16 protein-coding genes are annotated in these 23,250 nt (G+C 63.6%); 5 read left to right on the top strand and 11 right to left on the bottom strand.

Features of this window, described 5'->3' with window-relative positions; genetic code table 11:
- Positions 1-34: 34 nt before the first annotated feature.
- From QFZ57_RS05070 to QFZ57_RS05035, 8 genes are all read right to left on the bottom strand, one after another.
- Complete coding sequence (locus QFZ57_RS05070) at positions 35-1,717, bottom strand: ABC-F family ATP-binding cassette domain-containing protein (protein ID WP_306898473.1); 1,683 nt, start codon at positions 1,715-1,717, stop codon at positions 35-37.
- A gap of 91 nt (positions 1,718-1,808) precedes the next feature.
- On the bottom strand, positions 1,809-3,797 hold the full coding sequence (locus tag QFZ57_RS05065; RefSeq protein WP_306898471.1) for a penicillin-binding transpeptidase domain-containing protein: 1,989 nt from the start codon (positions 3,795-3,797) through the stop codon (positions 1,809-1,811).
- A 70-nt stretch (positions 3,798-3,867) separates the two neighbouring features.
- Positions 3,868-5,310 carry a phytoene desaturase family protein gene (locus QFZ57_RS05060; RefSeq protein ID WP_306898468.1) on the bottom strand — a complete coding sequence of 481 codons (1,443 nt, stop codon included), beginning with the start codon at positions 5,308-5,310 and terminating at the stop codon, positions 3,868-3,870.
- Complete coding sequence (locus QFZ57_RS05055) at positions 5,303-6,766, bottom strand: glycosyltransferase family 87 protein (RefSeq protein WP_306898465.1); 1,464 nt, start codon at positions 6,764-6,766, stop codon at positions 5,303-5,305. The genes QFZ57_RS05060 and QFZ57_RS05055 overlap by 8 nt, the downstream gene beginning before the upstream one ends.
- Before the next feature lie 48 nt (positions 6,767-6,814).
- Positions 6,815-6,943 (bottom strand): hypothetical protein, encoded by a 129-nt coding sequence (locus QFZ57_RS05050; RefSeq protein WP_306629348.1) that lies wholly within the window; start codon positions 6,941-6,943, stop codon positions 6,815-6,817.
- A gap of 349 nt (positions 6,944-7,292) precedes the next feature.
- Positions 7,293-7,427 carry a hypothetical protein gene (locus QFZ57_RS05045; RefSeq protein ID WP_306898463.1) on the bottom strand — a complete coding sequence of 45 codons (135 nt, stop codon included), beginning with the start codon at positions 7,425-7,427 and terminating at the stop codon, positions 7,293-7,295.
- A gap of 156 nt (positions 7,428-7,583) precedes the next feature.
- Positions 7,584-8,168 (bottom strand): histidine phosphatase family protein, encoded by a 585-nt coding sequence (locus tag QFZ57_RS05040; protein WP_306629347.1) that lies wholly within the window; start codon positions 8,166-8,168, stop codon positions 7,584-7,586.
- Positions 8,165-9,673 (bottom strand): CCA tRNA nucleotidyltransferase, encoded by a 1,509-nt coding sequence (locus QFZ57_RS05035; RefSeq protein WP_306629346.1) that lies wholly within the window; start codon positions 9,671-9,673, stop codon positions 8,165-8,167. Before QFZ57_RS05035 ends, QFZ57_RS05040 begins: the two co-directional genes overlap by 4 nt.
- A gap of 208 nt (positions 9,674-9,881) precedes the next feature.
- On the opposite strand from QFZ57_RS05035, the gene QFZ57_RS05030 reads away from it, so the two are divergent.
- From QFZ57_RS05030 to trxA, 5 genes are all read left to right on the top strand, one after another.
- Positions 9,882-10,382, top strand: a complete 501-nt coding sequence (locus QFZ57_RS05030) for an NUDIX hydrolase (protein ID WP_306632433.1) — start codon at positions 9,882-9,884, stop codon at positions 10,380-10,382.
- A gap of 60 nt (positions 10,383-10,442) precedes the next feature.
- Complete coding sequence (gene murJ, locus QFZ57_RS05025; RefSeq protein WP_306898461.1) at positions 10,443-12,584, top strand: murein biosynthesis integral membrane protein MurJ; 2,142 nt, start codon at positions 10,443-10,445, stop codon at positions 12,582-12,584.
- A gap of 162 nt (positions 12,585-12,746) precedes the next feature.
- Complete coding sequence (locus QFZ57_RS05020; RefSeq protein WP_306898460.1) at positions 12,747-14,369, top strand: ABC transporter substrate-binding protein; 1,623 nt, start codon at positions 12,747-12,749, stop codon at positions 14,367-14,369.
- A gap of 214 nt (positions 14,370-14,583) precedes the next feature.
- Entirely contained in the window at positions 14,584-15,540 is a 957-nt protein-coding gene (trxB, locus tag QFZ57_RS05015) for a thioredoxin-disulfide reductase (protein WP_306898458.1), read from the top strand.
- A 35-nt stretch (positions 15,541-15,575) separates the two neighbouring features.
- Entirely contained in the window at positions 15,576-15,902 is a 327-nt protein-coding gene (gene trxA, locus QFZ57_RS05010) for a thioredoxin (RefSeq protein WP_306629342.1), read from the top strand.
- 4,153 nt (positions 15,903-20,055) lie between these two features.
- Here trxA and QFZ57_RS05005 read toward each other — a convergent pair.
- The 3 genes from QFZ57_RS05005 to rsmG form a co-directional block, all read right to left on the bottom strand.
- A complete protein-coding gene (locus tag QFZ57_RS05005) occupies positions 20,056-21,357 on the bottom strand; it encodes a ParB/RepB/Spo0J family partition protein (protein ID WP_306898453.1) in 1,302 nt (433 codons plus the stop codon).
- A 66-nt stretch (positions 21,358-21,423) separates the two neighbouring features.
- The gene (locus QFZ57_RS05000; RefSeq protein ID WP_306898451.1) at positions 21,424-22,503 is read right to left on the bottom strand and encodes a ParA family protein; all 1,080 of its coding nucleotides are present in this window, start codon (positions 22,501-22,503) and stop codon (positions 21,424-21,426) included.
- An 89-nt stretch (positions 22,504-22,592) separates the two neighbouring features.
- The gene (gene rsmG, locus QFZ57_RS04995) at positions 22,593-23,243 is read right to left on the bottom strand and encodes a 16S rRNA (guanine(527)-N(7))-methyltransferase RsmG (protein ID WP_306629339.1); all 651 of its coding nucleotides are present in this window, start codon (positions 23,241-23,243) and stop codon (positions 22,593-22,595) included.
- Positions 23,244-23,250: the final 7 nt, after the last annotated feature.

The following is a 23,250-nucleotide window of genomic DNA, read 5'->3' as shown; positions in this document are numbered from 1 at the left end:
ATTTATGATCACTTGATCATTAAGTGAAGGCAACTCAGCGGACGCGCTCCACCCGCTGCTCGTCCCAGACCGGCTCCGCCGACTCGTATACCTTTCCGTCTGATCCGAACACCAGGAACCGGTCGAACGTCCGCGCGAACCAGCGATCGTGGGTGACCGCCAGGACCGTTCCCTCGAAGTGGTCAATGGCCCGTTCCAGCGCTTCAGCGGAGTGCAGGTCAAGGTTGTCGGTTGGCTCGTCCAGCAGGAGCAGGGTGGCGCCGCTGAGCTGCAGGAGGAGGATCTGGAACCGTGCCTGCTGGCCGCCGGAGAGGGACTCGTACTTTTGTTCGGACTGTCCTGCCAGGCCATAGCCGTCCAGGGCGCCCGCGGCTGCCTCCCGGCCCAACCCGGAACGGTGTTCGTCGCCTCGGTGCAGGATCTCCAGCAGTGTCTTGCCCAGGAGATCGGGACGGATATGGGTCTGGGCAAAGAAACCGGGCCGGATGCGTGCACCGAGCTTCACGGTCCCTTCGTGCGGAACCTCCGCGATCTCCACCTCGGAGACGGGCAGGTGCTCGCGTTCGGGGTCGGTGCCGCCGGTGGCGAGCAGCCGCAGGAAGTGGGACTTGCCGGAGCCGTTGGAGCCCAGCACGCCCACACGGTCGCCGAACCAGACTTCCGTGGAGAACGCCTTCATGAGCCCAGCCAGCTCCAGCTTCTCAGCCACGATGGCGCGCTTTGCGGTCCTGCCGCCCTTGAGGCGCATCTGCACGTTCTGCTCGATGGGCAGCGCCTCCGGCGGCCCCATTTCCAGGAACTTGGCCAGGCGGGTCTGGGCCGCGTGGTAGCGGTTGGCCATGTCGGAACGGAAGGCGGCCTTGTTCTTGTACATGTTGACGAGTTCCTTGAGCTTGATGTGCTCCTCGTCCCAGCGCTTCCGCAATTCCTCGAAGCGGGCGTTCCGGTCTGCGCGGGCCTCAACATAGGATCCAAAGCCGCCGCCGTGGATCCAGGCTCCGGCACCGTTGATCCCCGGCTCAAGGGTGACAATGCGGCCCGCGGCGTTGTTCAGCAGCTCCCGGTCGTGGCTGATGAAGAAGACGGTTTTCCTGGATTCGTTCAGCTTCTCCTCGAGCCAGCGCTTGCCCGGCACATCCAGGTAGTTGTCCGGCTCGTCGAGCAGCAGCAGGTCGTCAGGTCCGGCGAACAGTGCTTCCAGCACCAGCCGCTTCTGCTCCCCGCCGGAAAGGGTCGACGCCGGGCGGTGCTGCGCGCGGTCGAACGGGAGTCCCAGCGCGGCCATGCAGACCTCATCCCACACCGTCTCGACGTCGTAGCCACCGGCATCCCCCCAGTCCACGATCGCTTGGGCATACCGCATCTGGGTGGGTTCGTCGTCGTATTCCACCATGGCCAGTTCGGCATCATCAACCTCGCGGGCAGCGGCAGCCAGGGCCGGGGGAGCGGCGGAGACCAGGAGGTCACGGACTGTAGAGCCGTCCCGCACCTGCCCCACGAACTGGCGCATGATGCCCATGTTTCCGGAGCGCCCAACGACGCCCTCGTCCGGGACAAGGTCTCCGGCGATGATGCGGAACAGCGTGGTTTTACCCGTGCCGTTGGGGCCGATCAGGGCGGTCTTGGTGCCGTCGGGAACCTTGAAAGTCACCCCGTTCAGGAGCTGGGTGCCGTCGGAGAGGAAGTAGTCGATGCCGGAAACGTCAATATGGGCCACGCCATCAATCCTCCCACGCCCCGCCCCTGGAGTTTTTGGGCAGATACCGGGGCATAAACCGTCAGGAAGTCCCCGTATCTGCCCAAAAACTCTAGCCGGCGGCGGTGAGGAACTGTTTCAGCAACGGACCCGAGGTGGTGGCGCCCAGGCCGCCGTCCTCCACGAAGACGGCCACGGCAAGGTCGGCGTGGACGGCCACGATCCAGGCGTGGGTCTTAGGCGGATTTTCGGTGCCGAACTCGGCGGTTCCGGTCTTCGCCCCCACAGGTGCGCCGGGGACGCTGGAAAGGAAGCCGGCGTGGCCGGACGTGACGACGGCGCGCATCATGTCTGCCAGCGATGCCGCTTCCGCGGCAGTGATCGGCTTGTCCGAGGCGGTGGAGGGTGCCTCGGCGGTGGCGGTGGCGGACGGTTCGGCTGCCGGAGCAGTGGACCCCGCAGTCGTTCCGGCAGCCGGCGCGCCGTCGTCGGGGTTCAGGACCAGCTGCGCGGAAACCGGGGCGCCCTTGGCCACGGAGCCGGCCATGATCGCTGCGGCCAAGGGGGAGAGCAGCACCTTGCCCTGGCCAATCATGGATGCTGCGTGTTCGGTGCCCTGGGCCTGGCCCGGAACGGAACCCAGGAAGGCTTCGGCACCGAGTTTTGGCGCCTCGACCGCCACCCCCATGGACGTGGCAGCGGCTTCAAGCTGGCCCTGTGATACGGCGTCGCGCTGGGAAATGAAGGCAGTGTTGCAGGAGTGCGCAAAGGCGTCCCGCAGCGTCACCGCGCCCAAAGAGGTCTCGGGGTAGCCTTCGGAGTTCTTGAAGGTGCGCCCGTCCACCGTGAGCGTGGGGGTGCACTGGATGGTGGAGTCCGGCGTCATCCCGTTGCGGAACATGGCCAGGGAATCCACCATCTTGAAGATGGAACCCGGGGCATACTGTCCCAGCATTGCGGTGTTGTAGCCGTTGCTGCCCGGTCCGGAAGCAGCTGCCAGCACGGCCCCGGTGGAGGGGCGGAGGGCCACGATGGCTGACGCCGGCCCCACTTTTTCCAGGATGCTCTCCGCCAGCGTCTGCAGCCGCGGATCAAGGGTGGTCTTCAACGGTGTGCCGGGCTTGGGCGCCACCTGGAAAAGGACGCGCCGGGGGTCGGTGCCTGCCGATTGGATCTGTTCGCGGGTCAGGTCGGCGCGCTGCGCCCTGATGACGACGGCGTCGGATCCGCGGAGCTGTTCGTCGTACTGCTGCTGGAGCCCGCCGACGCCCGTAACATCGCCCGCGGCCAGCGCACCTTTTGACGCTTCAATTTGATCCGCCGTAGCTTCCCCTACCGAACCGAGCACGGCACGGGCAAACGTCCTGCTCGGAGCCAGTGGCATCGATGCCGGGATCCCGCGGGCGCCCGGGATGGCCTGGATCTGCTCGTCGGAGATGGTCCGCCCTTCCTCACGCAGGGTGATCGCGGGAACAAAGGCCTCGGCGCCGGCCCCCTTGACCTGCTGTACATAGGCGGCAGGGTCCACCCCTACCAGTGCAGCCAGTTTGCCGGCGGAATCGGCGGGATCCGCGCCGCCCAACCGGGGCTTATCGATGCCCACATTCACCACGGGACGGTAAGTCACCAGCGGGACGTCACCGGCACCGAGGATGTCGGCGCGCTGCGGGGACTGGGAGCCCTTGGTCACGATTTCGCTGTCCGCGAGGCCGGGTGCCAGGATGGCCGGATCCCAGACCGTGAGCCACTTGTCGCCGGACTTCCTGAAGTTCGCCGCGATGGTGTACTTCCACTCCGCGTCACCGAACTTCCACGTGTAGTTCAAGGGTGCGGAGGCCTTGTCCCCATCAAGCGTGAGTCCGCCTGCCTGGACCTCGGGCTTTTGCGGATCCAGGGCCGCGAAGATTTGGTGCAACTGGTCGTTGGCCGCGGCGGCGTCCTTGCCGTCAAAGGCCACGGACCCTACGTCCAGCGCCGAGACTGCGCCGGCCAGCTGCTGTGCCGCGGCCTCGGCCCCGGACTTTCCGTCATCACAGGCCACCAGCGAGGTTCCCAGGATGAGCGCAGCTATGGCAAGCGAAAGTTTTGTTGATTTCCCCATGGCGCCATTATCCCCCGGACCGCTGCGTGACGCGCCAACCCTGCCTTCAGTCCTAACCGGCGGCGAAGGCTTATGAGAGCCCCAGGTCCGGCACCGGCAGTTTGAAGACGTCCTTCAAGGCGTACTTTGCCGCGTGCATCCCGGGCATGCCCGTCACCCCGGGGCCGGGCGGTGTGGAGGACGAACAAAGGTAGACACCCAGCAACGGCGACCGCCACGGGACCGGGGACACAACGGGTTTTTGGACAAGCCCCCGTACATCCATAATGCCGGCGCTGAAATCACCCCCGATGTAGTTGCGGTTGTAGTCAGCCAGCTCCGCTGCGGTGATGGCGTGCGATTCCACCACCAGGTCGCGGAAGCCAGGCGCGAACCGTTCCAGCTGCGCCACCACCTGGCTGGTCATGTCCTTCGTTGAACCGGAGGGTACATGGCAGTACGTCCACAGTGTGTGCCGGCCTTCAGGGGCGCGGCTGGGGTCGAAACGGGAGGGCTGCGCAACGAGCACATACGGCAGTTCGGGGTGGCGTCCGGCGCTGACCTCGTTCTCCGAGCGCGCCAGTTCGGCCCGCGTGCCTCCCACGTGCACCGTGCCGGCGTCGGAAAGTCCGCCGGCCTGCCACGGCACGGGCCCGGACAGGATGAAGTCCACCTTGCACGAGCCGTTGCCGTAGCGGAAACGCTCCAGGGCGCGCCGGTAGCGGCCGGGAAGGGATTCCCCTGCCATGTCCAGCAGCCCCCGGGGTGCCACGTCCAGCAAGGTGGCGCGGGTGGCGGGAAGCTGTTCCAGCCGGTCTATCGGGGTCCCGGTGTGGATGACGCCTCCGTGGGCGCGGATGTCGTCCGCGAGTGCTGCCGCGATGGAAGCGGAACCGCCCCGGGGGATGGGCCACCCGCCGGCATGCCCCAGGGCTCCGAGCATCAGCCCGGCCCCGGCGGCTGCGAGGGAGGGCAAATGGGAGATGGCGTGGGCGGCCACTCCACTGAGGAGGGCCGGTGCCAGTTCCTCGCGGAACCTGAGATTCCATAGTCCGGTCCCCTGTTCCAGGGTCCGCAGTCCGTAAACGCCGGCCATCAGGGGATTCCGGGGAATCCGGAGGAGCTGGTTTTGGGTGAAGTCCATGACGTCGTCAATGTGGCGGACCAGCGGTTCCATGAGCCGTCTGTACGCGTGGCCGTCCCGGCCCAGTTCCGCAACCGTCCTGTCCATCGACTTGTAGGCCAAGGCAGCCCGGCCGCCTTCCAGTGGTGACCCGAAGGACACCTCAGGGGTGACAAGGTCCACCCTGCGGGGCAGCTCGAAGGCCCGGAAGAAAGGTGACGCCAAGGCCATTGGGTGCACCGCTGAACAGACATCATGGAAGTGTCCGGGCTGCATCAGCTCGGTGGTCCGCGTTCCGCCGCCAATCTTTGTTGCTGCCTCGAAGACCTCCACTGACAGCCCTGCCCGGGCCATGACCGCTGCCGCGGCAAGTCCGTTGGGGCCGGAGCCGACTACCACGACGTCAGGCATGGGACCGCGCTTTCGAAGTGCGGAGCGAAGCCGCCGGCCGCATTGGCTCCAGCCGGATCCGGTCCGGTGCGTTGGCAAAGGGGCCGCCGTGCGGATCATCCAGGTGGTGGCGGCGGATGGGATCGTACGAGGGGTCGTAAATATCCCTGACGACGCGTGTCATCAGGTACGCCACCGCAACCATGTGCGCAGCCACCGCCAGGACGTAGTACGGCATGTCCAGGTTGTGCTGGGAGGAACCTGCGCTGGTCACCTGTCCAAGGTACATCCAGATCGCGGCCCAATGCAGGCCTTCGATGCCCTGCCAGACCAGGAAGTCGCGCCACCGCGGCCTGGCCAGCGCGAGCAGCGGAATGAGCCACACCACGTACTGGGGCGAATAGACCTTGCTGGTGAGGATGAACGCCGCGACGATCAGGAAGGCGAGTTGCGCCAGGCGGGGGCGGCGGCGGGCCGTCAAGGCAACGATGGCGATGCCTGCACAGGCCAGGACGAACAACACGGCGGACAGGACGCTGACGGCTTCGGCGCTCAGCCCCGACCAGCCCAGCCGGTCCGCCACCAGGTTGTAGGCGAACCAGGCTGAACTGTACCCGGCACCCCGGTCGGCGCTGTACTGGAAAAAGTAGGCCCACCCGGAGGGGTTGGCGGCCGCGAACGGCACGTTGACCACCAGCCAGGTGGCGGCCGCGCTGCCGACGGTCACCAGCAGCGGGCGCCATCTTCCCGTGCGCACGGCAAGCAGCAGAATGGCGCCCAACACCAGCAACGGATACAGCTTGACAGCAGTGGCGAGGCCGATCAGGACCCCGGCAGGAACAAGCCGCTGCCGGGCGAAAAAGTACATGCCCGCTGCAAGGAGGCACGCCGCCCAAAGATCCCAGTTGATGGTTCCGGCGAGCACGATCCCCGGGGCCACCGCCACCATGGCGGCATCCCAGGGGCGGCGGCCGGGCATGCGCGCAATCACCAGCACGGTGACCATGGCCACCGCCGCGAGCAGCACGGCGTTGATGTCGAAATAGGCCAGCGCCCGGGCGCTGGGATCACCGCCCGGCACCAGCCAGGCCGTCATACCCGCGATCAGCCCGATGAGCACCGGGTATTCGAACTGGCTGCCGCTGCCCACGATGGGAAAGATCCCCGCCGCCATGCCGCGGTTCCGGAACAGTTCAGGGAAATCCGAGTAGCAGGTTGCATAGAACTGCGTGGGTGTCTCCCAGCCGTTGACCCTGCAATAGCCCTTCAGCAGGATCCCCACCAGGGCTGCCAGCGTCGTGAGGAGGATGAGCACCCGCTCCACGGAATAGATGCCGGGGGAGGCCACGCCGGGATCTGCCCTGGTCCCCAGCGGGCCGCCAACCACCTCGGTGAAATTCCGCAGCAGGGCATCGCTGCGGCTGGGCACCACGATTCGATACCGTCGTCCACCGTCCGGCGCTCGGGTCTCGTGCATGGCATCGAGCTTACAGCCGGCCCCGTCCCGCCGGATCGGGGCCGGCCGTCAGCGCAGCCCGCCCAGCTGCTGGTGCATAACCAGGAAAACGTCGTTCCGGTGCTGCTCCAGCAGGGCGCTGTTGATGGAACTGCGGCGCTGCAGGGGGCGGGACAGGAGTGCCCTGAGTTTTTGCATCAAAGGGAGCCACCTCCTTTCTTCGGTAGTAAGGCACTAAAAAGTGCATGGCAAATAAGCGCCGCCTTTCGGCGCGCAAAAGCAGGGCAATTCAGGGCGCGAAGAATTCCAAAGGGGAATTAGGGCAAATTGCGAAAAGCACAATTGAATGCGGACGTCCATGGAGCCACGGCCGAAGTTCCGGGAAACCGGTCCCGGTGCCCTGGCGAATGCAGGACTATTGGGCTGCGAAACGGGGGCTATGGCAGGAGCAGTTCCGGGGAAGTCAGCAAGGAAGCACGGCGTTACGGCCTGGACGGAAGCCCGGCATCAGCGGTGGTGGCATCCGTTCCGGGGAAGCTGGTGCGGGTTAGCGGCGTCGCAGCAGGCCCGGGAAGGCGGCAGGCCGCCAGGAACCGGAGTTGACCGAAGCCACGCGTGCATCATCAGCAAAGGCCGGGAACGCATTGATGGAGGCATTCCATTCGCCAGTCAAAGTCATCATTATCCCAACCTCCTTTTCCGCTGTCCGCTGCGTGGTTTGCAATGCGGTCCTTGACCCGGGCAGATCGCCGCGGGGTCAGGAATAAAGGTACCGCAGGAATCTGCGGAAGACCAGCAATTTGCGGGGAAAAGAAGAAAGTTTTGTAATAAGAGGGATTTAAAGGCCCCACCGGACAATGGCGGGCGTCTTTTTATCCCATCCAAGGGTGCAGACCTTGGCCGTGCCCAGGACAAAGTGCCGGCCTTCCGTGGGCGGCAATTCCAGCCAGCGCGCTGTAAGGATGCGGGAGAAGTGTCCGTGCGCCACGATCAGCACGTTATCCATCCCTGATTCCAGGATCCGGCCGATGATCTTGTCCGCCCTCGCAGCAACCTCATCGAGCGTTTCGCCGTTGGGCACGCCGTGCGTCCAGATCAGGTAGTCGGGATTGTCCTTGCGGATCAGGTCCGAACTGATGCCCTCATAGTCCCCGTAGTTCCATTCGACGGCGAGCGGTTCGTGCCGGGCATCGGGGAAGCCGGCGAGTTCGGCCGTCCGCCGTGCCCGCCGCAACGGGGAGGTGAGCACCAGGTCGAAGTCGACGCCGTCCAGCACCTTGCGGGCCTCCACGGCCTGCTGCTCGCCTTCCACCGTCAGGGGGAGGTCGGTAAGGCCCGTGTACTGTCCGCTCTTGGACCATTCGGTTTCGCCGTGGCGGAGGATCCAGAGTTGGGGGCGCGGGGCAAAGGCGGGGTTGGTCACTTGGACTCCTCAACGGGTGAAGGTTCGACGGCGGCGGGAGAGGCTTCAGCGCCAGGTTCGGCGGACGCAGATTCAGGCTGTTCCGCCCACCAGCGGAGCAGGCGCGCCTCAGCTTCCCCGGCGGGCAACGGTCCGTGTTCCATCCGTTCATTCAGGAGGAACTTGTAGGCGCGGCCCACCACAGGCCCAGGCTTGAGTCCCAGCAGCGCCATGATCCTGGCTCCGTCGAGGTCCGGGCGCACTGCCTCCAGGGACTCCTGTTCGCGGAGTGCGGCGATGCGGGACTCGAGGTCGTCGTAGGCGAAGGCCAGGCGCTCGGCCTTGCGCTGGTTCCGGGTGGTGACGTCGGAGCGGGTAAGGCGGTGCAGCCGCTCCAGCAGGGGACCGGCATCCGTCACATAGCGGCGAACGGCCGAGTCGCTCCAGCCGGCGTCGCCATAGCCATAGAAGCGCATATGGAGCTCCACCAGGCGTGCAACGGCCTTGGTGGTGTCATTGTCGAACCGTAGCGCTTTCATCCTCTTGGTGGTGAGTTTGGCACCCACCATGTCGTGGTGCCGGAAGCTCACCGCGCCGCCCGGTTCGAAGCGGCGCGTAGCCGGCTTCCCGACGTCGTGCATTAATGCTGCGAAGCGCAGCACAAAGTCCGGGCCGGGCACGGGGCCCTCCGCGTCGGTTTCAAGCTCGGCGGCCTGCTCCAGGACCTGGAGGGAGTGCTGGTAGACGTCCTTGTGCCGGTGGTGCTCGTCGGATTCCAGCCGCAGGGCGGAGACTTCGGGCAGCACGTGCTCGGCCAGCCCCGTGTCCACCAGCAGGTCGATGCCCACCCGGGGGCGGGACCCACAGATCAGTTTGACCAGTTCGTCCCGCACCCGCTCGGCGGAGATGATCTTGATCCGGTCCGCCATGCCCGTCATCGCGTCCCGCACGTCGTCGGAGACCGAGACACCCAGCTGCGCAGCAAACCGGGCGGCGCGCATCATCCGCAGCGGGTCATCCGAGAAGGACGCTTCCGGAGCGCCGGGCGTGGCCAGCACGGAGGCGTGGAGGTCGCGGACGCCGCCGAAGGGATCCACCAGCTCCATGGAGGGCAGTTTCAGTGCCATGGCGTTGATGGTGAAGTCGCGGCGCAGCAGGTCATCGGTCAGGGAAGAGCCGAACGCCACCACGGGCTTGCGGGAATCGGGATCGTACGCCTCGGCCCGGTATGTGGTGATCTCGATCTGGAAGCCTGCCTTGCGCATGCCGATGGTGCCGAAGGCCCGGCCGATTTCCCAGAAGTTGTCCGCCCACTTCTTGATCAGCGCCACCGTCTGGTCCGGGGTGGCGTCAGTGGTGAAGTCAAGGTCGGGGGAGGTCCGGCCAAGGAACAGGTCGCGCACCGGACCGCCCACCAGGGACAGCTCGTGGCCGGCGTCCACGAAGCGCTGTCCGAGCTCCAGGACCACCGGGGCCACCTTGAAGTCGACAGTGTGGGAATCAATCTTGTGATGTGCGTGCGACATAGTTCATTAAGCTTGGCAGAAACCGGCGCCGCGGCAGTCCAAAAAAGCGTCACGATCCGTGCTGATTGACGTTTCCCGCCGTTAAGTGCGTCATATCCCGTCCATGTTGGTGTCATGTTCCGGTCATCACCGGAGGGCAACAGTCGTTAGAGTGGACTCCATGGCCCATCCAGTACCGAGCGCTCCCGGCAGGAGGACAAACGCACCATTGCCGTCGGCAATCGGGGCGCACGTTGCCCCTGTCCAGCAATCGGCACCGGCATCGCTGCCCACGGTTGAGGAAGTCTCGGCCGGCGGCGTTGTGGTGGATACGTCCGACGCCGAATTGAGGGTTGCGATCATCGCCCGCCTTAATCGGGGCGGACGCCTCGAGTGGTGCCTGCCCAAGGGCCACCCGGAGGGCAAGGAAAACAACGAAGAGGCCGCGGTCAGGGAAATTGCCGAGGAAACCGGCATCGAGGGCACTATCCTGGCGCCGCTTGGCAGCATTGACTACTGGTTCACGGTCAGCGGCCACCGGGTCCACAAGACCGTGCACCACTATCTCCTGCGCGCCACAGGCGGCGAACTCACCATCGAGAACGATCCCGACCAGGAAGCCGTGGACGTGGCGTGGGTGCCCATCCAGGAGCTGGCCCGGAAGCTGTCGTTCCCCAACGAACGACGCATCGCCGACCTCGCCCGCGAGGTCCTGCCCGGACACCTTTAAGCCCGGACTCCGCCGTCGCCGTTGCGGTGTTAAGCGCCGCCGGGTGAGACGATGAAGTCGATGTCAGCTACCAACTTTCCTTCCGACCGGTCCGGCCGGCCCGATGACGCGGCACCCGACGGCGTGCCCCCGGAGCCCGCGGCTCCGGACATTGCCCAGCCCACAGCAGCGGCCGCCAGTGAGACCCGTTCCAGCGCCATCATGGCCGCCGGCACCCTCGTGTCGCGTTTCCTGGGCTTCGGCAAGACCTGGATGCTCGGCACCGCCCTGGGCCTGGGCTCGACGGTCAATGACACGTTCATCAACGCCAACAACCTGCCCAACCTGATCTTCCTCCTGGTGGCCGGTGGCGTGTTCAACGCCGTCCTGGTCCCTCAGATCATTAAGGCCAGCAAGGCCCCGGACAGGGGAGCGGACTACATCAGCCGGCTGCTGACGCTGGCGGTCCTGCTCCTGCTCGGCCTGACGGCGCTGGTCACCCTGGCAGCGCCGGGTGTGATCGAGTTGACCACGCAGGGTTACTCGCCGCAGCAGAAAGCCCTTGCGGTCACCTTCGCGTTCTGGTGCCTGCCGCAGATCTTCTTCTACGGCCTCTATGCCCTGCTCACCCAGGTCCTGAACGCCAACGGCGCGTTTGGGCCGGCCATGTGGGCGCCGATCCTTAACAACGTTGTTGCCATTGCCGGCCTCGGCATGTTCATTTGGATCTTTGGCACCAACGAGCTGAGCCCTCACACGCTCGACAACTGGGGGCCCACCCAAACGCTCCTGGTGGCCGGGTTCTCCACCATCGGTGTGTTGTCCCAGACCGCCATCCTGATGGTTCCGGTCTTCCGGCTCAGGCTTGGACTCCGTCCACGGTTCGGCTGGCGGGGCGTGGGACTCGGCCATGCAGCCAGGCTAAGCGTATGGACGCTGCTGACGGCCGCCGTCGGGCAGCTCGCCTTCCTGTACGTTATGCGCATAGCCACCATTCCCGGAGCCGAACGTATCCGGCTGCAGCAGGCGGGCGACCCCGCAGCGGATATGCTGCCGGGCAACGCGGTCCTTGAGGTGGCCAGCCAGCTGTACCTGCTGCCGCACTCCATCATTGCCCTGTCCCTGGCCACGGTCCTGTTCAACCGGATGACCCGGGCGTCCCAGGACGGCAACCGGGCCGAACTGCGCGACGCTCTCTCGCACGGCCTGCGAACCATGGCCGTCGCCACGGTGTTCGGGGCCCTGGCGCTCTTCGCCCTCGCCGGGCCGCTGGGCATGTTCTTCTCGGGCGGCGATCGCCAGGACGGCGTGATGCTGGCCCAGACGCTGACCATCCTTGCCCTTAGTACCCCGTTCATGAGCGCCAACTTCATGATGTCCCGGGTGTTCTACGCCAACGAAGACGCCCGCACACCGTTTTATGTTCAGCTGCTGCTGGCCGTGGTGTACGTGGCAGGCGCGTTTGCCATCCAGTTCCTGCCGGTGGGTCAGATCATCTACGCCATCGCGGTCCTTTACATGGTGGGCAACATCCTCTCGGTGGTCATCAGTGCGTTCTTCCTGCGGCGCATGCTGGGCCATCTGGATGGCCCGAGGATCGCGAACTCCTACATCCGCATGGGCTACGCGGCCCTGGGTTCGGCGGTCGCCGGCGCAGGCGCCCTGTGGCTCATGGGCAGCTACAACCCGGACGGTTTCGCGTGGAGCGGGCGCCTTCAGGCACTGGTGACCCTCGTTGTGGTGGGGCCAGTCATGCTGGTGGTCTACTTCTTCCTGCTCCGGCTGTTCCGGGTCTCTGAGCTGGGCGACATGCTCCGGCCGCTGCTGGGCAGGTTTGGCCGCGGAAGCCGGGCCGCTGCTCCTGAAGCCGGGGACACGCCGTCGTCCTCTCCCGCTGACGGGTCCGACGTGGAGCCGGGACACCGTCCCGAGCGTGCCACTACGTCCGTTGACACCGGCCTGATCCCCCGGATCTCCGGCGAGTTCGACGCCGTCTCCTTCCGTGCCGGCCCGGATCCGGAGCGCGGGACGCCCCGTCAGGACACGTACGACGCCGGCACCAGGCAGGAAGCTGACGGCGCGTACCTGCCGGGTGAGGACCAGCCGGGCACAGCGCGCGGGGGCCTGCTGAACGAACAGATCCCGCTTCCCGGCCGCCGTACCTACCAGGGGAAGGCCGGCGAGAACCCGTATTTCAAGACCCGGCGCAAGCGGAAAAAGTGAGTCGCATCCGGTCTGGCGCATGTCTTCTCCACAGCCGTTCAGGGCGGATCGGCTAGGATCGAACAGATACAGGGGTAGTTGCATTCAGGGTTTGCCGCGCGCGGCACCCGAACGGCGGTTGCGTCATCAGACCGGCAATCCCGGACAGTCTAGGAGGAACACGTGTCCAACCCGATCGATGTCGGATCAGTACTGGGCGGCCGCTACAAGGTCACCGCCACAGTGTTGGCCTCGCACGACCACGATCTGGTGCTGGACGGTGTGGACCAGGTCCTCAACCGCCCCGTCAGTATCCTCGTTGCCGGGCCGGAGAACACCGAACAGGTTGCCCAGAGTGCCCGCGAAGTCGCCACCGGCGAACGTCCCGGCACCGTGCAGGTCCTGGACCTTGGCGTCACCGAGGATGCCACCTACCTGATTACCAACCACACTTCAGCCGCCGACCTGCTGGACCTGGCAGTAGCCTCCAACCCACCCTACGTGGAGCCATTCTTCACGGACACGCTGGGCAGTGAAATCTTTGGCCAGCCCCGCTCGCACGAGCCCGAGCCGTACGACGAGGAAGACCACGTCGATGCCGGATATATCAACTACGCCGATTCGCACCCCAGCCAGGTTGATCCTTACCGTTCGGCTCCGGCCGTACCGCCCCGGCCTTCTGTCCGTCCTGCTGCCCAGCAGCCCGCTTCGCCCGGCCGCACCGGCGCAACCGCTGCCGGCGCTGGCCCAGCTGCCGCCGCTGGTGCAGCTGCTTCGAGGCCGGGGGGCGGCGCCTCCCGGATCGACCCTGATGCCACCGCCGCGCAGCCTGTGACCCATACTGCTCCAGCTCCGTCCGGACGCGCTGGCTCTGCAGAGGCAGATACAGGCCCGAACGATATGGCTGCTGCGAGCAGCTCCCAGCCGCAGGTCCAACCGTCCACCGAGGAACGCAAGCCGAAGGTTTCCCTGTGGTCCGATGACGACTACACGCAGACACGGGAACAGGATCAGTATGAGGATACTGAGGAAGCTGCGCAGGAAGAGCGTCAGGCCAAAAGCAAGTCTGCCCTCTTTGCCCGTGCGGCAGCACCCGCTGCTGCCGGTGTTTCGTTCGCTGACCGTGAGGACTACGACGATGACCGCGATGAGTCCGAAAACCAGCCCCGTTCCATGCGCTGGTTGGTTGGCGGTCTCCTGGCCGTAGTGCTGATCGCCGGCCTGATCTTCGCCGTCACCAACCTGGGCAGTCTCTTTACCTCCGAACCCCAGGCCAAGCCGACGGCCGCGCCGGTAACCACCAACGCCCAGGCCTCCGCGCCCGCAACAGAGGCATCTCCGTCGGCGCCGCCGGTTGTTCCGCCAGCCATCGAGAGCGTCAGCCGGCAGGGGAACTTCGACTTTGCCGCCACCTTCGATCGAGACCTCATCAAGGCCTACGACGGCAACGCCGCCAGCTACTGGTCTGACATGGAATTCGCCACCGAAAACTGGGGTGGTCTGGCCCCGCAGGGTGTTCCCCTCGTGGTGAAGCTCAAGAGCAAGGCCACTATCTCTTCCATCACCCTCTCCCAGCTCGGGGGATCGGGTGGCAATATCACCGTCTACACGAATGACCGGCCTTCAATGGACGGAGCCAAGACAGTGGGAACCACCAGCTTCACGTCCACGGACCTGAACATGCCCCTCCCGGAGCCGGTGCAGGCGCAGTACGTCATTGTTTCCATCAACTCACTCCCCAAGCTGGCGGCGCCCAAGACCCGCTACGGCTATGGCGTTCGGCTGGCTGAAATCAAAGTCCAGTAGGGAACCCGCACCATTGCGGATATTTCCGCTGCCATCCAGGCAGCCGCAGCGGGGAATGTAGTCTGGAAAAGGCGCCCTGCGACAGCTGGTTCTCTGTCTTGCCCGGTGATTCACCTAGCCCGGGCGCCGGAATATTCAGCAGGCGGACACAGTTGTGCCATGTGGCCGGCCTCCACAAGGAGGCGAGTCGAACAAGGAAGAGGTTCACGGTCCAGTGACCATCGAAGAAAAGACGGCGTCCGCCGTTCGCGACGTCATCATTGTGGGCTCAGGCCCGGCGGGCTACACGGCGGCCGTCTACACAGCCAGGGCGAACCTCAAGCCTCTGCTGCTGGCAGGGTCAGTGACCGCCGGCGGCGAGTTGATGAACACCACCGATGTGGAGAACTACCCCGGATTCCCCGACGGCATTATGGGACCGGACCTGATGGAGAACTTCGAGAAGCAGGCGGCCCGTTTTGGAACCGAGATCCAATTCGAAGACGTAACCGCGTTGGAACTCGACGGTCCCGTCAAGACGGTGACCATCGCCACGGGGGAGACCTTTAGGGCGAAGGCAGTCATCCTCTCCACCGGTTCGGCCTACCGGGAACTCGGTTTGCCCAACGAGAAGCGCTTGTCCGGGCACGGCGTCAGCTGGTGTGCAACCTGTGACGGTTTCTTTTTCAAGGACCAGGACATCGCGGTCATCGGGGGCGGGGATTCTGCAATGGAAGAGGCTTTGTTCCTCACCAAGTTTGCGAAATCAGTAACGGTTGTTCACCGGCGCGATGCACTGAAGGCCTCCAAGATCATGGCGGACCGTGCACTCGCCCACGAGAAGATTAGCTTTGTGTGGAACAGCACCGTGGATGATGTCCTGGGAACCGATAAAGTGACCGGTCTGCGGTTGAAGAACCTGCTGGACGGTTCACTGTCTAACCTGCCCGTTACCGGCGTTTTCGTTGCCATCGGCAATGACCCGCGCACCGACCTCGTCAAGAACGTCCTCGAGTTGACGCCGGAGGGCACCATCGCCGTGGACGGGCGCAGTTCCAGGACCAGCCTTCCCGGCGTATTCGCCGCCGGTGACGTTGTCGACCCCACCTACCGCCAGGCCATCACCGCCTCCGGTTCAGGATGCGTGGCGGCAATCGACGTCGAACACTACCTGGCGGATCTGCCGGAATAGTCTGCCCATTACTATCCGAAGAGAAAGATAAGGTTATGAGCAACGCCAAAGATGTAACTGACGCAAGTTTCGGCACCGACGTCCTGTCCGCCGACAAGCCTGTCATCGTGGATTTCTGGGCCGAATGGTGCGGCCCCTGCCGCAAGCTTGGCCCCATCCTGGACGAGATTTCCGTGGAATACAGCGAGAAGGTGGACGTCGTCAAGGTTAATGTTGACGACAACCCGGCGATCGCTGCGGAATACGGAATCACCTCCATTCCCGCTGTTTACCTGTTCCAGGGCGGCGAAGTGAAGAGCACGGTTATTGGTGCCAAGCCGAAACAGTTCTTTGAGAAGGAATTCGCGGACGTTTTGTCCTGAGTCCTTGACCCTTTGGTGACCACGGGAGTGGTGCACCAGCAAGAATGGCCATTGCCCTCGGGCGATGGCCATTCTTTGCTTCATGCGCGCAATAGGGTCGTAGCTGTCCAAGTGCGCCTGTTCCAGAGCGTCCCTCTCTTAGGCTCATGGTTAAGGGACGCATGTTTCACGTGAAACGCGCGCTACGCAGGTGCGCTGCTGCGTGGACGCTCCCTTTTCCCGGGTTTGTGGACTCCGATAGCGGATTGGCTGGGCTGACTCTTAACCGGCAGGCGTGAGCCTAGGGCTGTCGAACGTGCGTGCTGCATGACTTCCCCATCAGCGCGCGCTTACAAGATTGAGATCACGCATCGAAATGACTGCGAGCGAACCATCTACAGTGTCCGAGGCCCTGGATAGTGCCGGGTCCGCACTTTGCATTGCGCGTCGCACAGACCCCCCTGCCCGCACGGGACTTCCCAATTATTGATCCCGATACCGGAGCTTTCGGCCAGCTCGTGTTTCACGTGAAACAGGCTGACGTTCACGCGGTTCATCTACGCCGGCTGAGCCAACAACCTAAGTGCACGTGCCTCAAAGTCAGTCTGCATGTAGGTGCATGCCCGCCCGGAAAGATCCTCAACCCGTTTTGCCGTGCTTGCACGGCAATCGGCACCCGACTCCGGGATCCCCAGCGCGGAGCATGCCCGACTAAAAAATATTCCTCGTGAAAACAAGGCTACCCGAGTAGGCAGTACCGCATACGCCGCACTGCTAAATGCCCGGGATGGACCGGGAGTCAATTTGAATTCCTTCCGGCGCCAGGAATGTTTGCCGGTAGACAGATACACCGCCACCGCCCACACTGTCCGCTTATGCGTGACTCATCAAGAGCCCAGCCTGCGTCCCATTGGCGCGTTGAGGCACGCTCCCCGCAGGGTCCATGGACGACCAAGCTTCTTTGTCGGCGATGGGTCGGCCACGTACCTTCGGGCGGCAGCCCGCGCCTCCGTATCTATCCCCCACCACCGCTACACGGAGCCGCAGCACCACACATTCGCAAAGGCTGCTAGTCCAACGGAGCGCGGACCCCAATCATTGCACTATCGGGAAGGACCTAATGCGGCGCAAGGCGCAAATGAGAGCGAAGCGGCATTTGTGTAGTTCCAGCAGAGAAAGTTTGCTCAACTACGAGCACGAGCGCCTGCTGGAAACAGGCGAGAGCTCACGCGCATTGCCTGCATGCTGCGGCTCCGCGCCGGGAGCGTTTCACGTGAAACAGCCGGTCCAAGACTGGTCGCCGTCGAAGCCCGCTGCACGTGCATGAGAGCACCTTGTACAGCGGCATCGCAACGGAGATGCCGCGCCGTGGCGGCCGGTCTAGAAAATGTTCCTCCAACCGCCTACCGGCGTTGCTGATGCGGCACGTTACAATTCCAATCCTTGAAGGCGCAATAGCGGTACGTTCCGCGCCCTTTCTTCATGGCCAGCGCTCCATGCGGAGGCAGCACAGTTGCGAAGCCTCCTTTAGATGTGGTGTGCGACATGACGGGAGAGTCCAGGCGCCATCCCACCCGTCACCGTTGATGATCCTGCTGACCCAGCCGCAACTTTCGGTCTATGCGCTTACTTTCGCTCCCTACTGTGAGAGCGCAGGGGACGTTAGTTTGACTACGGCAAAGCATGCCGTGGCAGATACCTAACGAAGCAGCAAGAGCGGTACTCCGTCTGGTCAGACACCTGCCACTGCTCCGCCATAGCTACTTCGACACGCCCAGCAGTCCGATGTTCAGTCCCGGCACCGGACCGGGCCACTTTGTCCACATTGTTATCCACAGGGCGATCGGGCGGCGTCCACATACTTATCCACAGCCATGCTTGGGGTCCCACCCGCCTATGAGGCGCCCTCTGGCGCGGGTGCGGGGAGTCTAGGCAGGGCTAACGTGGGCGAGGCGCAGGATCGACCCCAGCGCGCACCGGTCGACAGCGGCCCGGGCCCACCGAGATCGGGGGAAAACAAACAAAAGTCGTCTGATTCGGCGTTCGGGTAGGGCGGACAACACCCCCTGCGCGTGTTTCACGTGAAACAGGTACTGGTGCAACCGTACGCCCCGGCACAAGCTGCGGCTGGAGGTGGGCCGGGCGGCAACACAGCCGCGAACCCGGACAAGCCTGCTGTGGATAGGCTGGGAGTTTTTTTCACAGACTTATCCACACGGCTATCCACAATGGACCACAAGCGGCAGATGGTTCGAGGAAGTCACCTAGCAGCGAATAAGGTATGTGGGGGCGTCGTACCTTCTGTAAACGGATGGGCCTCCATCCGCCGCGCTGCCGCCTAAGTTGGACAAGCAAAAGACCCCCTGTGAACCGCCGCTGAGGCCCTAGCCCTGGTAACGAGCCCGCTATTTGCCTCCCGTCCGACTGTCCAAACCCGATGGGGCAATTGGCTATGGCCACCCGACAAAGTCCCGCGAGTAGCCGCTATAGAATGAACCGCACGTCCGATGGCCAGGAAGTGACGGGGGAGCGCATCGCTACTTCCTGGGACGGCCCTCCACGTGAGTCTAAGAGCCAGCTGAAAACAGAAACAAGGCACCAGTGATCACAACCTGGAATTCCTCCTAGTGCTGACCAGGACCTGTGATTAGCAGCCACGACCGATGGTGTAATGTCGCCGGGAAGGCTGACACTGTAGGCTGGCATGCTGCTGAGAAGCCGCACACCCACACTGTCGATGAGCTCCGAGAAGGTGAAACGAAATCCGGGGAGCTTCCTGAAGGGGGCGACCCACGAACGAACGCGACTAGGTCGGGGAGTCGCTCACAAGCACCATACAAGACGCTGAGCAACAGGGCCGCCACGATCAGCGACATGTATGCAGCTCTACATCAGGCGGTGTCTCAAGAAGAGACTACGCGGATGAGGGCGAGTACCGGATAAAGGTGGCATAACCGACCGCCGCGCTATCTGTCGTTGGAGTCGCACGGTGTTTCACGTGAAACGCTCGCTGCCCCAAAGATCCGCAGGAGCGGGCGCACATCAAAGCGAATTGGGATGAAGTGTAAGCCCAAAGGAACAGGATCGTTTCACGTGAAACCGATAATGGAGTCAGACGAAGCTGACTGCAAGCTCTGCTTGGTTGGTGAATACCACCAATCTCGGCGGGCACAAGCTGTTGGTCACGCCTATAAAGCAGAGCACGGACCATCCGTGTGGCGGCGGCGGGCGCCGGTACCTTCCACCAGCATGGCCTCCCTGACCGCCTGACTACCCCAGTAGGCCGGCCCAGGGCCGCACGGGCACCCGACATACTAGCGAAAGGTCCGCGGGAAGACGGTAGAGGTGGACTCGCTCGTCGTGAGAATGAACGGGACCCCGGCGCCCAAACTCGAGAAAACTCATCTTCGAATCTTTATTATTGCAAACACCGCCTCAAAGACGTGCCGCACAAGCGATACCAGGCAGCAACCAGGTTACGAAGCTCAGAAAACTGGACCGCGATACAGTCCGCCGGGCACCGAATTAGAACAGGCCCGGCAGGTCCGTAGGCGAACCCGGAAATCAAAAATGGCCCTCACTCGCTGCACCAACACCGTCGCGAAACAGTTCCCATCCTGCTATTCCGCTACTCACGGAGCATCCGGCTTTGAGCAGAAGCCGCTAAACGAGAAGGGCGCACCCTCGAAAGCGGAGCCAGCTACGTCCGAGGCTTCAAGAGGCCGTTTCACGTGAAACACTACCGGTACTTCGGTGCAGGTTGTCAGGCGAGCACGCACCTAGGAAGCTTGCCGTCTCACGAGCGCAGTGAACACCTGCCACCGGCTTAGGGGAACGGCTCAACAACCGAACCTCAAGCACCCAATTGCAGTCACTGCTGCGAGATAAAGGTGCATTGTTGGGTGTTCGTGGCGCCCAACCGCTTGAAGACCGAAGATGCAAAGCACAGTACATGGATGCACGTTGAGACCTGCCGGACATTTACAAACCGACATCTGAGGACTGCCGTTCCTTACCCGGAGGCGTATCCACTAGCCACGGGCGTCCCCGCCCGACGGAAGGGGAGTCATACGTGGAGCAGGCAAACGATGAATTGAACCAGGTGGAGCCCGCAGATGTTCAGAGGAACAACAAAAGGCCCGATTCGCAATGAATCGGGCCTTTTGCGGACAGGCTAGTTAGTTGAACCGGGAGCCAGTACATCCATAATCCGGTTGAGGTCCTCTACACTGGCAAATTCGATACTGACTTTGCCCTTCCTTACCCCAAGGGAGATCTTGACGTTGGTATCCAGGCGATCCGAGAGCGAGGAGGCAAGGTAGTCCAGGCGCTCATGCCGCGCGCCAGGACGCGGAACGTTGTTCTTGGCGGGCTTGGTCGGATCCTGGTAAAGGGTGACTGCCTCCTCCGTGGCACGAACAGACATTCCTTCAGCAACAATCTTCTGCGCAAGGCGCTCCATGGCGGCAGCGTCAGGAAGTGCCAGAAGCGCCCGCGCATGGCCGGCGGACAGCACACCAGCAGCAACACGCCGCTGCACCAGTGGGGGAAGCTTCAACAGGCGAAGAGTGTTGGACACCTGGGGCCGGGAACGGCCAATGCGGTCCGCGAGCTGCTCGTGGGTGGTGCCGAAGTCTTCGAGGAGCTGCTGGTACGCGGCAGCCTCTTCAAGGGGGTTCAGCTGGCTCCGGTGGAGGTTCTCAAGCAGCGCGTCCCGGAGAAGGTCATCGTCGGTGGTGTCCCGGATGATGGCGGGTATGGTTTCCAGCCCCGCTGCCTGCACGGCACGCCAGCGGCGCTCACCCATGACAAGTTCGTACGGCTCGCTACCGGGTTCGGTTGAACTACGAACCACAATTGGCTGAAGGACGCCGATTTCCCTAACCGAGTGCACCAGCTCAGCCATGTCGTCTTCATCGAAGACATTCCGGGGCTGCTTCCGGTTCGGATGGATGTCGGAGACCGGAATTTCTGCAAAGCGGGCACCGGGTACTTCAACCAGCTCAACACCGGTGTCCTCCGGCGCCTTCGCTCCGGCAGTCAGCATCGCTCCTGCGTTGCCGGCCGCACTGTCAGCCTCAGGCGCAACCGGAGTTTCATCCACTGCAGGGGAGGCTTCGCGTCCCCTCACGGAGCTTGCCGCGGGAGTCTTCTTTGCAGCAGACTTTTTTGCCGGAGCCCCGATAGTTGCAGAAGCCGACTTCTTACCGTCGCTGTCCTGGTCTGATACGGACTCGACGGCTGCTGGCTTAGCTGCAGACGGCCGCGGGTCGGGAACTGTGGCTTCACTGTCCTGCGTCTCGGCAGCGGGCGCCTCTGCAGGTTGTTCCAGCGGCTCCGTCTTCTTGCGGCCTTCCGGAAAGAACAGATCCACAGGCCGGGATACCGCCCCACCGTTCCCGGACCCATTGGTTGCGGCGGAACTAGGAATCAGCGCGCCAAGACCGCGGCCTAGGCCCCGTCGCTTCTCGCTCATGGGTAAATCCCTCCAGTGGTAGAGCCCAGGACCAGCCTGGCTCCGTGCGTTGCGGTATTGAAGATTTTAGCGTTCCGCTATTTCGGCTGCGGCTTCCAGGTAGGACAGTGCGCCACTGGACGACGGATCGTACGTCATGACGGTCTGCTGGTAACTGGGAGCTTCGGAAATCCGCACCGAGCGCGGAACCACAGCCGAGAGCACCTGGTCGGGGAAGTGTTGACGTACCTCCGCGGCAACCTGTGCAGCGAGGTTGGTTCGGCCGTCGTACATCGTCAAAAGGATGGTTGAAACAACGAGGTCCGCGTTGAGGTGCTTCTGGATCATCTCGATGTTTTTGAGGAGCTGGCTGAGGCCTTCCAACGCGTAGTACTCGCATTGGATAGGGATCAGCACCTCACTGGCAGCACAAAAGGCGTTGACCGTCAGCAGCCCCAGGCTCGGCGGACAGTCGATGAAGACGTAGTCGAGGCGCTCTTCACCATTCTTCTCACGCGTCTTCGCGTAGACGTCGATGGCCCTCCGCAGCCGCTGTTCGCGGGCAACGAGCGAAACCAGTTCAATCTCGGCACCTGCGAGATGGATCGTGGCCGGGGCACAGATGAGTTTTCCAATGTCAGGGCACGGGGCAACAACATCGGCCAGCGGGAGGTCGTTGATGAGCACGTCGTAAATGCTGTCCACGTCGGCATGGTGTTCAATTCCCAGCGCGGTGGACGCATTCCCCTGGGGATCAATATCGATGACCAGGACGTTCAGTCCGGCCGCCGCCAGTGCAGCAGCGATGTTCACGGTGGTGGTGGTTTTACCAACACCGCCCTTTTGATTGGAAACGGTGAAGATGCGGGTCTCTTCAGGGCGCGGGAGCTGACGGCCCACCAATCGCTCACGGCGCTTCGTCTCATGCGCAAGCTCACGGGCAATAGGGCTTGAGTCATCAATCGCATCAATGACGTTCGATCGACCGGAAGAGGTTGTTTCACGTGAAACTGCATTGCCGGAGGAGCTCGCAACCGTCTTGGGGTGATTTCCACCTCTCCCGGGAGCCATGGCCGTGCCTGCCAGCCCCGAACCAGCGACAGAACGTGCCGACCCCAAGGACACAAACGGCGGGATCCGTTGTGCGGAGGCTTCACTACTGGTCACTGGGGCACACTCACTCTCGTTCAGCCAAATTTGCTGCCGTTGTCTAGCCTAGCTGCTCCGGCCTGCTGACAGCCGTCAGCGGGCCCGCATTAGGACTTCTTTTGGGACTTCTTCACCACGATGCGGACCACCGTGGTGGGCTCCTCCAGGAGGTTGTCACCGACGGTCCGCACAGAAGTCTCGACGCCACCCAGTTTGCGGATGGTCTTGGCCGCCTTCTCGATTTCCTCGCCCGCGCTGCGGCCTTTAATGGCAACAACTTCACCGTGACCGCCAAGAAGCGGGATGGTGAGGCCGGCAAGATTGGTCAACGCGGATACCGCCCGGGCCGTGACCACGTCAGCCTCCACGTGCCCCACGGCAAGCTCGGCCCTGGAGCGCATGACTGTGACGTTGTCCAGGCCAAGGTCATCAACCACTTCCTGAAGCCAGATCACCCGGCGCTCCAGGGGTTCGATGAGCGTCAACTCAAGGTCGGGGCGCGCAATGGCAAGGCACAGGCCCGGCAGTCCGGCGCCGCTTCCGACGTCGGCAACGTGGCTTCCGTGGGCGATCTCGCTTTCGATGACAGCACAATTGAGCACGTGGCGGCTCCACAGCCGGGGAACCTCGCGCGGGCCAATCAAGCCGCGCTCCGTACCGGAAGTGGCCAGGTGCTCCACATAGCGCTTGGCAAGTTCCAGGCGGTCGCCGAAGATCTTCTCAGCAGCGCGAAGCTCTGCTGCCGTGATGTCAACCATGGTTATC

The organism is Arthrobacter sp. B1I2, assembly GCF_030816485.1.
Taxonomy (GTDB): domain Bacteria; phylum Actinomycetota; class Actinomycetes; order Actinomycetales; family Micrococcaceae; genus Arthrobacter.
This window is presented reverse-complemented; position numbering and strand designations above follow the sequence as displayed.

Excerpts from the sequence above, each read along its gene's own strand:
- QFZ57_RS05065 (WP_306898471.1), bottom strand. The coding sequence starts at position 3,797 with ATGGGGAAATCAACAAAACTTTCGCTTGCCATAGCTGCGCTCATCCTG.
- QFZ57_RS05060 (WP_306898468.1), bottom strand. The coding sequence starts at position 5,310 with ATGCCTGACGTCGTGGTAGTCGGCTCCGGCCCCAACGGACTTGCCGCG.
- QFZ57_RS05055 (WP_306898465.1), bottom strand. The coding sequence starts at position 6,766 with ATGCACGAGACCCGAGCGCCGGACGGTGGACGACGGTATCGAATCGTG.
- QFZ57_RS05050 (WP_306629348.1), bottom strand. The coding sequence starts at position 6,943 with ATGCAAAAACTCAGGGCACTCCTGTCCCGCCCCCTGCAGCGCCGCAGT.
- QFZ57_RS05045 (WP_306898463.1), bottom strand. The coding sequence starts at position 7,427 with ATGATGACTTTGACTGGCGAATGGAATGCCTCCATCAATGCGTTCCCG.
- QFZ57_RS05035 (WP_306629346.1), bottom strand. The coding sequence starts at position 9,673 with ATGTCGCACGCACATCACAAGATTGATTCCCACACTGTCGACTTCAAG.
- murJ (WP_306898461.1), top strand. The coding sequence starts at position 10,443 with ATGTCAGCTACCAACTTTCCTTCCGACCGGTCCGGCCGGCCCGATGAC.
- trxA (WP_306629342.1), top strand. The coding sequence starts at position 15,576 with ATGAGCAACGCCAAAGATGTAACTGACGCAAGTTTCGGCACCGACGTC.
- QFZ57_RS05005 (WP_306898453.1), bottom strand. The coding sequence starts at position 21,357 with ATGAGCGAGAAGCGACGGGGCCTAGGCCGCGGTCTTGGCGCGCTGATT.
- rsmG (WP_306629339.1), bottom strand. The coding sequence starts at position 23,243 with ATGGTTGACATCACGGCAGCAGAGCTTCGCGCTGCTGAGAAGATCTTC.